This window comes from Brevibacterium sp. AGC70, from assembly GCF_057334195.1.
In genome coordinates this window covers 326,188-338,018 of the sequence record NZ_JBHFIH010000019.1, presented here as the reverse complement: position 1 = coordinate 338,018, position 11,831 = coordinate 326,188, and the positions used below count along the sequence as shown (strand labels likewise).

The following is an 11,831-nucleotide window of genomic DNA, read 5'->3' as shown; positions in this document are numbered from 1 at the left end:
GGTTTAGCGGGCGTCGTGGGTGAAATCTCCGCCGAGGACGGTGGCGCGGACCGTGATCTGTGAGATCTGCTCGGGTTCGACCTCGGAGGGGTGGGCATCGAGGGCCACGAAGTCCGCGAGCTTCCCGCGCGACAGGGTTCCCTTGTCTGCGCCATGCCCGGAGGCCTCGGCCGCGACCGAGGTGTAGGCGGCGATCGCCTCATCGGCGCTCAGGCATTCCTCGGCCGAGCCCATGATGTCGCCGTCGCGGGTCTTCCTGGTCACAAAGGCTTCGATGCCGCGGAGTGCATTGCCGTCGGCGCAGGGGCGATCCGAGCTGCCGGCCAGGAGCACGCCGGCGTTGAGGAAGGACTTCGCGCGGTAGATCAGTGAGCGGCGTGCAGGTCCCAGTGAGGCGTTCATTCCGTCGCCGATACCTTCGGCGAACGCTGACTGCGGGGTCACGACGATACCGTTGTCGGCCAAGGTGGACAGGTGCTCATCATGGACGAGGGCAGCGTGCTCGATCCGGTTGGGAACGGCGCGGCGACCATACTTGGCCTGGGCGTCGACGATGTTGGCCACTGCAGCGTCCACGGCCGCATCGCCGATCGCATGGACCGCGACGGACCACCCGGAGGCGTAGGTGTCCAGGATCTGCTTGCGCAGCACCTCGGCGTCGTCCTGCAGATAGCCGGGATGGTCCTTGCCCTCGTAGTTCTCCCGGAGAGCCGCGGTCTCGCCGCTCAGCGCCCCGTCCATGAAGAACTTGACGGGTCCCAGCGAGACGAGGTCATCGCCGAGGCCGGTACGCACTCCCGCATCGAGTCCGATGCCGAAGCCGTCGGCGGAATTCGCTGCGATCTCGTGGAGACCATCGGCCTGCGGCAGGAGCTGGGCGCGGGCACGCAGCTTGCCCTCTTCGCGAGCACGCAGGTAGGCGCTGACCTCGATGGGGGAGTGCCCGATCCACCCGTAGGCGACGCCGCAGTCACCGAAGGATGTGATGCCCTCCTTTGCGTAGTAGGCAGTCGCAAGGTCGATGGCCTCGACGATCGTGTCAAGTGAGTAGGGGCGGATGAGGTCCTGGACGAGGCCCTGCGCGGTCTCTTCGACCAGACCTGTGGGGTGGCCCGCCGCATCGGTGACGACCTTGCCGCCCACGGGGTCGCTGAAGCCGGGGTCGAGGATCCCCGCTCGCTTCATCGCCTCGGTGTTGACGATCGCGGCATGCCCGGAGGTCTGCCGCATGAACAGAGGCCGGTCGCCGGTGATCTCGTCGAGGCGGGAGAGCTCCGGGTACTGTCCGTCGTAGTCACGGTGGGCGTAGCCGGTGGCGTTGATCCACTCGCCGGCCGGTGTCGTCGCGGCCGCTTTCTCGAGCGCAGCGTAGACATCGGGCAGACCGCCGGGCAGCGCTGTGACGTCGATGGATGCCAGGGTGAGTCCGAACCATGCGGTGTGGCAGTGGACGTCGTTGAAGCCAGGAAGCACGGTGGCCCCGCCCAGCGATTCGACCCGATCTGCGGTGACGCCGTCGAGTTCCTCGTCGAAGCCGATGATGCGCCCGGCGAAGACGCCGATCTTCTTCGCCCGCGGACGTGCCGGGTCGAGCGTATGGGCATCAAGATCGGTGAAGATCGCGTCGATGTTCATGTCAGTCACCTTTGCAGCGTGAGAATCAGTTGGAGCGTGGGAATCGGCTACAGCGAGAGAGCGTGTGATTTCGCGGAGACCGAGGTCGTCGCGGCCTCGGAGAACTCGGAACGCGGTCCGAGCGCCCAACAGTTGGTCACTTCTGGTCGATCCGAAGCGAATTTTCGACGAGAAGTCACCAACCGTTGGGTCCGTGGCTGTGCAGCCGGTGGGAGGGAGCGCATCGGCCCGCTCACACCCGGGCACCGCGGATCGCGGGATCCGTGAGGCAGCGGACGAGGGCTGGACCCTCATGAGCCAGGGCCTTCTCGAAGGCGTCCCGGAAGTCCGCGGTGCGTTCGACCGTCAGCCCCATACCGCCGAAGGCCGTGGCCAGGGCCGCAAAGTCGGGACTCGACAGGGCAGTTCCCGTTGCGCGACCCGGATACTCGCGGTCCTGGTGGCCGCGGATCGTGCCGTAGACCGAGTTGTCGTTGACGACGACGGTGAGGTTCACCCCGTACTGTGCGGCTGTGGCGAGCTCCTGGCCGTTCATGAGGAAGTCTCCGTCTCCGGCGATGCAGAACACGGGCCGCTCGGGATGGACGAGACCGGCGGCAACGGCGGCCGGGAGCCCGAAGCCCATCGAGCCGTTGCGCGGTCCCAGCGCCGAGGGGAACCCGTGCGTGGGCAGGAACCTGGTGGCCCAGCCCGAGAAATTCCCGGCCCCGTAGGTGATGATCGCGTTGTCCGGCAGCAGCTCCTTGACATGGACGAATGCCTCATCCATGTCGACGAAGCCGTCACCGGCATCATCAGGGCCAGAACTCGCCGAGGTGGTGACCGGCACCCTCCATTCCTCGAGTTCGGCGCGGGCATCGCGGATCCAGTCCGGCAGCGGCACGGGCTCATCGTTGCCGCTCAGGTGCTCATCGCCGACAGCGGGTTCATCGATGGACCCGTCCGAGGAGACCGAATAGGCACGCGAACCGTCCTCGGTGAACAGGGCCTGGGCGAAGCGGTTGACCGAGGTGACGATGTGCTGGTCGAGGCTGCCGAAGTGTCCATGGGCGTCCGGGTCGGGGCCGATGACGACAGTCTTGGCCTCGGTGCCGATAGTGAAGGAATCGGTGGCCACATCGGTGCGGACACAGCCGAGGAAGATATGCAGGTCGGCTGAAGCGAAGGTTCTCTTGGCCACCGCAGAAGCGCCGAAGCCGAGCATGCCGAGGAAGTTGGGGCTGTCGTGGTCGATGCCGTCATAGGCACGGAAGGTGCCGATCACGCCGAGGCCGCGATCGCGCGACCATTGGGCGATCCTGCGGGAGGTGGCCGGGGACCAGTCCTCGCCGCCGATGATGAGCACAGGAGAATCGGCCTGGAGGATGCGGGCCCGCAGCTCGGTGACATCGCCGGCATACGGTGCGGCGGAACCGTGTGTGCGCGGGGCCAGAACTCGACCGCCGCTGGCCTGGACGAGCACCTCCTCGGGCAGGCCCACGACGACGGGACCCGGCCTGCCGGTCACAGCGGTGTGCATGGCATCGGCGACCACCTCGGCGGCCTTGTCCGGGTCATCGAGGGTCAGGACCTTCTTGGTCGTCGTCGAGAACCAGCCGCCCAGATCGAATTCCTGGAAGGACTCGCGACCTCGCTGGGCGGTGGGGATGAGGCCGACGAACACGACGAGCGGTGTCGCGTCCTGGTAGGCGGTGTGGACGGAGACCATGACGTTCGAGGCACCGGGGCCGCGGGTGACCATGGCGATTCCGGGGATGCCGGTCATGCGTCCCTCGGCCACTGCCATGTAGCCGGCCCCGCCCTCTTGGCGGCAGACGATGGGGGCGATGGTCGAGTCGTGGAGGCCGTCGAGCACGTCGAGATAGGACTCGCCGGGGACCAGGTAGGCACGCTGGACGCCGTGGGTTTCGAGCTCCTTGACGAGGAGATGGCCGGCGGAAAGGGGCGCGGAGTTGTCCATGACTTCATGCTTATCATTCTTTTGTCTCATGTGGGTGGGCTGTTGAACATTCGGTCATGCAACGCCGTATGATCTTGGCACAACGGATTCCGCAGGGGATCGCTCGACATCGAGATACTTCATCGCCAGGAGGCTCAAGTATGACCGGCATCGGCTCCGACGAACACTCGGGACAGGCATCATTCATGCCTGGACCGGCAGCGGCCGGAGGGACGCCCCGGAAACGGCTGGACTCTCACTCGTCTGGGGGATCCACAGAGACGGGATTCCGGTCTCGGCCGAAGAAGTCGCAGCTCGAACGCGATCCGGGAATGCCTGCGAGCACCTGGCGTCTGCGCTCGGATGCCTGGGAGTACCTGAAGTTTGCGATCAAACGTCTGGCCATCAGCGGCGGGGACTTCTCGATGATCGCCGCCGACGGTGAGGTCTGGCGTTCGCTGCGGTCGCTGAAGACGATCGAACTGTACTGGGGCGGCTTCGGGCAGCGCTACGTCGAGGACATCGCCGAGCTGCTCTCCAACGGTGAGTTCGACAAGGCCCATGACATGATCACGCGTGCCGTCAATCGCCTGCGCGGAACCACAGTCCCCGACGTCGCCGAGGATGACCTCACCGAGGACGAGCGCGCAGAGCACAAGGACCGCCAGGATTCGCGCCCCCGCTTCGAGGTCCTCATCGTCGATGAGACCACAGAGGGCGGCCGCGATGAGCTGCATACCGACCTGCTCAAGCTGCGCCACTCCTCCGACCAGTTCATCTACGACTACGTCATCGTCCCCACCGCAGACGATGCAGTCGCGGCTGCGCTGACGAACCCGAACCTGCTCGCCTGCGTCATCCGCCCCGGCTTCACCGACCGGACCCGACAGGTGCTCAGCCGCGATCTGCGCAGCGCCGTCGAGCTGGCCCATCAGGGAACAACCGACTCACCGACGATGCCGATGAGTCCGCTCAATTCGGTCCGTCGAGTGCTGCGACTGGCAGACACTCTGGCCGGTCTGCGCCCGGAGCTCGACCTGTATCTCATGGCCGGTGCCCACATCGAGAGCCTGGCGGGAGCCCTGACCCATCGGTTCCGTCGTGTCTTCCGCCGTGAGGACCAGTTCGAGCTCCATCTGTCTCTGTTGCGCCGCGTCCAGCACCTCTATGACACCCCGTTCTTCACCGCGATCCGTGAGCACGCGCGCCGCCCGGCCGGTGTCTTCCATGCCCTGCCCGTCTCCCGTGGCGGTTCGGTCGTGGGATCGAAGTGGATCAGTGACTTCGTCGACTTCTACGGCCTCAACCTGCTGCTGGCAGAGACCAGTGCCACCTCGGGTGAGCTGGACTCCCTGCTGGCGCCGGTCGGCACGATCAAGAAGGCGCAGTCCCTGGCGGCCAGGGCCTTCGGCGCGAAGCGGACCTACTTCGTGACGAACGGGACCTCGACGGCGAACAAGATCGTCCACCAGGCCGTCGTCTCACCCGACGAGGTCGTCATGGTCGACCGCAACTGCCACAAGTCGCACCACCATGCGCTCATGCTCACGGGCGCCAGGACCGCCTACCTCGAGGCGTACCCGCTCAACGACGTCGCCTTCTACGGCGCGGTGCCGCTGAACCGGATCAAGCAGCTCCTGCTCGACTACCGGGCCGCCGGCCGCCTCGATGAGGTCCGGATGATCACGCTGACCAACTGCACCTTCGACGGGATCGTCTACGATCCGGAGAAGGTCATGGCCGAATGCCTGGCGATCAAGCCCGACCTCGTCTTCCTCTGGGACGAGGCGTGGTTCGCCTTCGCCCGGTTCCACCCGGTCACCCGCAAGCGCACCGCCATGGTCGCCGCCGAGCGGCTCGAAGCGATCCTCGACACCGACGCCCATGGCAGGGCGTATCGCGAGCAGCGTGAGCGTCTCTTCGATGCAGAGACCGGTGAGCCCGCCCCCGACGAGGTGTGGCTGAACGAGTCGCTGCTGCCGCCGCCGGACGCGGTTCTGCGCGTGTATGCGACCCAGTCGACGCACAAGACGCTGACCTCGCTGCGGCAGGGGTCGATGATCCACGTCTACGACCAGGAGTTCTCCCACGGAGCGGAGGACTCGTTCCACGAGGCGTACATGACGCACACCTCGACCTCGCCGAACTACCAGATCCTCGCGTCCTTGGACTTGGGGCGCCGGCAGGTCGAGATGGAGGGCTTCGCCCTCGTGCAGAAGCAGCTGGACCTGGCGATGAGCCTGGCCTCCGCCGTCTCGCGCCATCCGCTGCTGAAGAAGACCTTCCGGGTGCTCACCGCGGCCGACCTCATCCCCGAGGAGTACCGGCAGACCGAGCGTACGATGCCTCTGCGCGATGGTCTGGCAACGTTCTGGCATGCGTGGACGACCGACGAGTTCGTCGTCGATCCCAGCCGTATCACCATCGAGATCAGCGGCACCGGAGTCGACGGGGACACCTTCAAACACGACTTCCTCATGGACCGCTACGGCATCCAGGTCAACAAGACGAGCCGCAACACGGTGCTGTTCATGACGAACATCGGCACGTCTCGGTCGGCCGTGGCCTACCTCATCGAGGTCCTCGTCAAGATGGCTGAGAAGTTCAACGACCCACACGAACTCCAGGCCGAATACTCCCTCGAGGAGCCGGCCGAGATCATGCCGCCGCTGCCGGACTTCAGCGCCTTCGCCCCGGAATACGCCGCCGAGGTACCGGCTGCGGATCCGTCGAGGCAGCTGCCCGACGGTGATCTGCGCACCGCTTACTACGCCGGGCTGCGCCGGTGGAACATCGAACACGTCCTCCCGGAGGAGTTGAGCCGGCGGGTCGAATCAGGAGATCAGCCGGTCTCTGCCGGGTTCGTCACACCCTACCCGCCGGGATTCCCCGTACTCGTACCCGGTCAGATCATCACCGCCGAGGTGCTCGACTTCATGTCCGCCCTCGACACCAGGGAGATCCACGGCTACGACGCCCGGCTGGGCTACCGTGTCATCCTTCCGAAGGACGTACTCGAGTCGAAGAAGTAGGCGAACGTCCACACGCCTGGCCCCGGGCGCCACACGCCTGGCCCCGGGCGCCACACGCCTGGCCCCGGGCGCCTCGTCGAGAGTACAGCTGAGCCCCGAGAGCAGACTTCAGGGAGTCGACTCTCGACGCTCAGGTGTGCTGTCGATGCTCGGCCGGTGCGCGGCAGGTCTTCAGCCGCGCCGACCGGCGCTCAGCTCGCGAGGTTCTCGAAGACTGCTGCCATGCCCTGGCCGCCGCCGATGCACATGGTCTCGATGCCATAGTGCGAATCGCGGCGCTTCAGCTCGTGGAGCATGGTGGCAAGAATCCGACCGCCGGTTGCGCCGACCGGGTGTCCCAGTGAGATTCCGGAGCCGTTGACGTTGAGGCGTTCAGCGAAGTCGGACTCACTCAGCTTCCACTCGCGGGTGCAGGCCAGCGCCTGGGCTGCGAAAGCCTCATTGAGTTCGATGAGGTCCATGTCGGCGAGACTCAGCTCGGCGCGTTCGAGTGCCTTGGCCACTGCCGGCACGGGACCGATTCCCATCGTCTTGGGCGGAACGCCTGCGACGGCCCAGCCGACCATCCGGGCGAAGACGCGCAGCCCGAGTTCACGAGCCTTCTCCTCGGTGGCGATGATGCACAGTGCGGCTCCGTCGTTCTGACCGGAGGCGTTGCCAGCCGTCACGGTCGCCTCGGCGTCTGAGGACCCGAGGATCGGGCGCAGCTTGGCCAGCGATTCGACGTTCGCGTTCGGGCGGATGTGTTCGTCGGTCGTGATGACCTGCTCCGGGGCCTTCCGGGTCGCCGGGATCGTGATCGGTGCGATCTCGTCGTCGAAGCGGCCGGTGTCACGGGCCTTGGCTGCCTTCTGGTGCGAGGCGACGGCGAATTCGTCCTGCTCCTGGCGGCTGATGCTGTATTCGGCACGCAGATTCTCTGCGGTCTCGATCATCCCGCCGGGGACCGGGTAGTTCGTGCCGCCTGCGGTGACTCGGCCACGGGCCAGGCTGTCTTTGAGGTCGATACCGGAGCCCTTGACTCCCCAGCGGATCTCTTCGTTGAAGAAGGCACCGCGGCTCATGGTCTCGACGCCGCCGGCGATGACGAGGTCGGCGAATCCGGCGTTGATCATCGCATGGCCGTCGGCGATGGCCTGGAGGCCGGACCCGCAGCGACGGTCGATCTGACGTCCGGGAGTGGTGATCGGCAGTCCGGCGTCGAGGGCGACAACGCGGCCGATCGCCGGGGCCTCCATCGTGGGATAGCAGTTGCCGAGGATGACATCGTCGACGACGTCGACGTTCAGCCCGGACTTCGTGATGAGAGCCTCGAGGACCTGACGGCCGAGCTCCTCTGGTGGCAGATTCTTGAACTGGCCGCCGAATCCGCCGACGGCAGATCGCACGGGCTCACAGATGACGATGTTCTTCGACATTCTTCCTCCTCGGAAGGGTTGGTGGGTCTCAGCGTCTCAAATGGGGTGGCTCAGCGTCCGAGCAGTTCATCGGAGATGATGCGCATCTGGATCTCAGACGAGCCCTCGAAGATCTTCGTCAACCGGGCATCACGCCAGTGACGCTCCACGGCAAAGTCCTTCGTGTACCCGGCACCACCATGGATCTGCACGGCCTCCGAAGTGACCTTCTCCGCCATCTCCGCGGCCAAGTATTTGACCATCGCCGCTTCCTTGTCACAGCGTGCACCAGAATCGATCTGCGTGCACACGTGATACATCAACGCACGACTGGCCTCGATTTGGGCGGCCATGTCAGCGACCTTGAACCGCAGATGCTGGAAATCAGCCAGAGGATGCCCGAACTGGACCCGCTGCTTCAAGTACGCGATCGAGTCCTCCAACGCCGCCTGCGCCAAACCGATCGAGCGAGCCGCCGTATGCGCACGCCCCACTTCAAGACCCGACACCGCTTGGTAGAAGCCACGATCTTCTTCCCCCAGCAGAGCATCTGCCGGCAGGTGGAAGTCGTCGAAGGCCAGATCCCAGGTCTTCCATCCGAAGTACCCGATCTTCTTCACAGCAGTCCCCGACATACCGTCGGGGAACTCACCCCGATTCTTCTCAACGAGGAACGCTGAGATCCCACGATGGCGCTTGGCCTCATCGGTCGACGTGCGGGCAAAGAGAATCACATAGTCAGCCTGATCGGCAAACGTGCACCACATCTTCGTGCCATTGATGACCCAGCCACCGTCCTCGGCACGACTGGCCTTGCACCGGATGTTGGCGACATCGGATCCGGCTTCTGCCTCGGACAGGGCGAAGGCACCCAAATACTCACCTGTGGCGACCTTCGGCAGCAGCCTGGCTTCCTGTTCGGGTGAGAAGCCACCGCCCATCCCGTTGCCCCGAGCCAGCAGTCCACCCACGCTCATCCAGGCTCTGGAGAGTTCCTCGGCAACGAGGCAGTACTCGAAGACACCCAATCCGAGGCCGCCGTATTCTTCGGGAATGAGGATGCCGAAGAACCCCATATCGGCCATCTGCTTGATGAACCAATCGGGGAACTGCCCCTCGATGGGGTCGAGTTCATTGGCCAACGGGAGGACAACGTCGTGGGCGAACTCTCGAGCGAGCGCCTGGATCTCGAGGCGATCCTCGGTCATGAAGTGCGGGGTGTTCGGCCTGGGTCTGGGTTTGTGCGTCATGGTGTATTTCCTAGCTTTGAAGTCACTTCTGCGGCTCGAGCGGCCTGGCCGCCCATTCGCGCAGGACGGCTGCTTTGATCTTCGACCCGTTGGTTCCGGCGGTCACGGGCATGGTCTCGACGAGGCGAACCTCGGTGGGAATCTTGAAGCTGGCCAAGCGCTCCTTGCAGTACGCCCTGATCTCCGCTGGATCCGGATTCGTGCCCGGCACGGGCTGGACGAAGGCGACCACCTCAGGCGCTCCCGCTTCACTGTTGCGCCCGACGACCTTGACGATCTCGACCTCGGGGTGGGTGATGAGGTGGAGTTCGATCTCGGCCGGGTCGACGAGGAATCCGCGCAGACGGATGACGTCGCCCATGCGGCACACGTATTCGAAGGAGTCGGGTCCCTGAGCGCGGCCGAGGTCGCCGGTGGCGAACCAGTCGTCGGTTGTGAAGTTCTTGGCGCCTTCACCCTTGTCACCGAGGTATCTGTCGACGATGTTCGCTCCGCGCAGCTGTACTTCGCCCTCTGACCCTTCGGGGACGTCGAGGTTTGAGAGCGGATCGACGATGCGGTACTCGTATGCGGGATCGGTCAGTCGTCCACCACCGGAGTAGCGAAGCTCCTCGGCAGTGTCGACGGGCCAGAACGAGGTGAGGGCGAAGACTTCGGAGGAGCCGTAGACGCCGACGGTCCGTGTTCCGAATTCTTCGGCGGCCCATTTCGCGATGTCTGCGGACATACCCTGGAAGTCGGCCACGCCGGCCCACTTCCACGAGCCGATCGTCGTGCCGGTCTCTTCGCATACACGGCGTACCCGCGAGAGCATGTCGTCGGCGCCGACGAAGTGCGAGCCGTTGAAGTGGCCCCAGGCCGACACGAGTTCCTGCTCGTCGAAGACGGGATGGAGGAGGACCGCGGCACCGCCGAAGAGCGCACCCATGCCCGCCGAGTATCCGAAGACACCGGAGTAGGGCAGCGGCTCGACGAGGACGTCGCCGGGCTCGAATCCCACGCGCGAGGCCACGTGCTGCGAATGGGAGACGACAGCGGTCTCTTTGTGGGCGGCCAGCTTCGGCATGCCCGTCGACCCCGAGGTCGTGAACGCGACCGACAGTCGGTCCGCGCTGGGTTCGACAGCCGACAGCTCCGGCGCCGAGGTGGTGGCACCGAGGCCAGGTACGACCACTGCACCTGAACCGAGGTCATAGTCGGCAGCAACAGGTTCCTCCGATGCCCCCGGCACGGCCCAGACGGCAACCGTGGGTGCGTCGTCCTGCGATTCGGCGACGGCCTTCGTCGCAGTGGCGAGGAAGTCGATGCCGCGGAATCCGTGAGCCATCACGAGGAGTTTGGGCCGTGCCCTGCTAAGTACATGTCCGACCTCGGCGACGTTGTAGCGGGTATTGACGCCGATGACGTGGGCTCCGCGGGCCGAGGCCGCGAACTGCCAGGCGTAGGAGTCTGCCCAACTGGGCAGCCAGATGGCCACGCAGTCGCCTTCGCCGACTTCATGCTCGGTGAGGAGGGTGGCGAACTGGTTCGCACGAGCCAGAAGATCGCCAACGCTGACACGGACGTGTCCGTGGTCGAGGCCGCCGGTCTGAGCGCTGGCAGGCACCGGGTCGATGAGGGCCAGTCGCTGCGGGCCGGCTTCGACCCATGATTTCAGGTGGCCGTAGAGAGTGCTGGGCTGTGCGGTCATGATCGGGTGGTCTCCGTTCCTTCGTCACTGGCTTCCAGGGTGCGCACCCATGCGTCGACCTGGCTGGCGAAATCAGACATCTCCTCCATCGGATAATGCCCGATCCCGGGAAGGAACGTGAACGATCCTCGAGGGATGGACACAGCATCACGGCGGATCGCCTCGGCGTCGATCCAGAGATCATCCTCACCGGCGACGAGGATCGTGGGGCATGCGATGTCGTGCAATCCTGCGCTGACATCGTGACGGCCCCAGCCGATGAGGTCCGAGTTCGAGATGATGGGATCTTCGCGGCAGTGCATGCGGGCGATGAGCGAACGACGTTCCTCGCTGACGGCGGAGCCGACGACGGCGCGTGTGCCCCAGTAGGTGCGGTCGCCTCGCGAGGGCGTCGAGATGTCGTTGAGTTCGCGGGTCAGTCCCCGGATGGAGACGTGGCCACCGCTGGCCCCGGCGGCCATCGCGACCGCGGCCTGGATGCGGGACCCTGCCCGCACAGCGAGGTCGATCGTGATCTTCCCGCCGATTGAACATCCGACGGCGACGAAGCGGTCGATGCCCAGCTGATCGAGGACGGTGAGTGCGAATCGGGCATATTCGCCGAGGTCGGTCACCGGTCCGTGAGCAGCGGGTTCGCTGCGTCCGTGGCCGGGGAAGTCGGGGACGATGACGCGGTAGCCCAGTGCCGCGAGATCAGCGGCGACGTGGGCGTACTGGACGCCGCTCTGACCGGCGGTATGCAGAGCCAGCAGCGGGGTCGCGTGGATGTCGCCCCAGTCTTCGACGAAGGCGAGGCGGCCGTCGATGACGAACTGGTGCGCACGCAGCGTGCTCACTGTTGAGGCGGTGGGGCCGGTTGGCTGTGTGGCTTCAGTCAGTGTCGTCATA

The 11,831-nt window shown here is 65.5% G+C and carries 7 protein-coding genes; 1 reads left to right on the top strand and 6 read right to left on the bottom strand.

From position 1 onward, the window contains the following. Nucleotides 1–3: 3 nt before the first annotated feature. Nucleotides 4–1,635 carry an amidohydrolase gene (locus ACE03M_RS19230; RefSeq protein WP_485935620.1) on the bottom strand — a complete coding sequence of 544 codons (1,632 nt, stop codon included), beginning with the start codon at nucleotides 1,633–1,635 and terminating at the stop codon, nucleotides 4–6. Nucleotides 1,636–1,867: 232 nt separating this feature from the next. Further along, entirely contained in the window at nucleotides 1,868–3,595 is a 1,728-nt protein-coding gene (locus tag ACE03M_RS19225; protein WP_485935618.1) for a thiamine pyrophosphate-dependent enzyme, read from the bottom strand. 140 nt (nucleotides 3,596–3,735) lie between these two features. Between ACE03M_RS19225 and ACE03M_RS19220 the strand changes: the two genes are divergently transcribed. Then, on the top strand, nucleotides 3,736–6,606 hold the full coding sequence (locus tag ACE03M_RS19220) for an aminotransferase class I/II-fold pyridoxal phosphate-dependent enzyme (RefSeq protein ID WP_143922249.1): 2,871 nt from the start codon (nucleotides 3,736–3,738) through the stop codon (nucleotides 6,604–6,606). Between the two features lie 191 nt (nucleotides 6,607–6,797). On the opposite strand, the gene ACE03M_RS19215 is transcribed toward ACE03M_RS19220, so the two are convergent. From ACE03M_RS19215 to ACE03M_RS19200, 4 genes are read right to left on the bottom strand one after another with little or no spacing between them, the layout of a single operon-like run. Next, nucleotides 6,798–8,024 (bottom strand): acetyl-CoA C-acetyltransferase, encoded by a 1,227-nt coding sequence (locus tag ACE03M_RS19215; protein WP_485935616.1) that lies wholly within the window; start codon nucleotides 8,022–8,024, stop codon nucleotides 6,798–6,800. A 50-nt stretch (nucleotides 8,025–8,074) separates the two neighbouring features. Then, entirely contained in the window at nucleotides 8,075–9,253 is a 1,179-nt protein-coding gene (locus ACE03M_RS19210; RefSeq protein ID WP_485935614.1) for an acyl-CoA dehydrogenase family protein, read from the bottom strand. Between the two features lie 22 nt (nucleotides 9,254–9,275). Beyond that, a complete protein-coding gene (locus tag ACE03M_RS19205; protein WP_485935612.1) occupies nucleotides 9,276–10,943 on the bottom strand; it encodes an AMP-binding protein in 1,668 nt (555 codons plus the stop codon). Further along, a complete protein-coding gene (locus ACE03M_RS19200; protein WP_485935610.1) occupies nucleotides 10,940–11,830 on the bottom strand; it encodes an alpha/beta fold hydrolase in 891 nt (296 codons plus the stop codon). Before ACE03M_RS19200 ends, ACE03M_RS19205 begins: the two co-directional genes overlap by 4 nt. Nucleotide 11,831 lies beyond the last annotated feature (1 nt).

What these genes read in the sequence shown, in the direction of transcription:
- ACE03M_RS19230 (WP_485935620.1), bottom strand. Translation starts at nt 1,635, where the DNA reads ATGAACATCGACGCGATCTTCACCGATCTTGATGCCCATACGCTCGAC.
- ACE03M_RS19205 (WP_485935612.1), bottom strand. Translation starts at nt 10,943, where the DNA reads ATGACCGCACAGCCCAGCACTCTCTACGGCCACCTGAAATCATGGGTC.
- ACE03M_RS19210 (WP_485935614.1), bottom strand. Translation starts at nt 9,253, where the DNA reads ATGACGCACAAACCCAGACCCAGGCCGAACACCCCGCACTTCATGACC.
- ACE03M_RS19200 (WP_485935610.1), bottom strand. Translation starts at nt 11,830, where the DNA reads ATGACGACACTGACTGAAGCCACACAGCCAACCGGCCCCACCGCCTCA.
- ACE03M_RS19215 (WP_485935616.1), bottom strand. Translation starts at nt 8,024, where the DNA reads ATGTCGAAGAACATCGTCATCTGTGAGCCCGTGCGATCTGCCGTCGGC.
- ACE03M_RS19220 (WP_143922249.1), top strand. Translation starts at nt 3,736, where the DNA reads ATGACCGGCATCGGCTCCGACGAACACTCGGGACAGGCATCATTCATG.
- ACE03M_RS19225 (WP_485935618.1), bottom strand. Translation starts at nt 3,595, where the DNA reads ATGGACAACTCCGCGCCCCTTTCCGCCGGCCATCTCCTCGTCAAGGAG.